Source organism: Bacillus sp. mrc49 (assembly GCF_002803435.1).
In genome coordinates, this window is sequence record NZ_PHNG01000022.1 from 1 (window position 1) to 509 (window position 509).

Consider the following 509-nt stretch of genomic DNA (forward strand, 5'->3'; position numbering starts at 1 on the left):
AACACCGCAGGAGGAAATCGTCAGCGATCTTTTCGCCGAGGTCCTGGGCCTTTCAAGGGTGGGTATCGATGATAGCTTCTTTAATTTAGGCGGTCACTCTCTTCTTGCCTCGACTTTGATGGCTCGAATAAGAGATACATTCGGAGTTGAAATAGGCATTGGTAAATTGTTCGAGACACCGACCGTTTCCGGTCTTGTCAAACAGCTTTCTAACGGGAGAAGTGCAAGGTTGCCTGTTAAAAAGGCACAAAGGCCAAAACAGGTGCCTCTTTCCTTTGCCCAGCGGCGATTATGGTTCCTTCATAGCCTGGAAGGTCCGAGCCCGCCGTATAACATTCCGCTCGTGGTTGAAATGTCCGGTGAAATTGATACCGGGGCACTCGAAGCTGCGCTCAATGATGTAGTCGAGCGCCATGAATCATTGCGTACGCTCTTTCCCGTTACATCGGGTACAGCTCATCAATATGTGTTAGATCCTTCCGAGGCGCAAGTGGAATTATTGGTATCGC

General features: G+C 49.5%; 1 protein-coding gene. It reads left to right on the forward strand.

Going from position 1 to position 509, the window contains the following annotated elements; genetic code table 11:
• Nucleotides 1-509: condensation domain-containing protein (locus CVN76_RS00245; protein ID WP_157805371.1), on the forward strand; the 509-nt coding region annotated here is incomplete at both ends.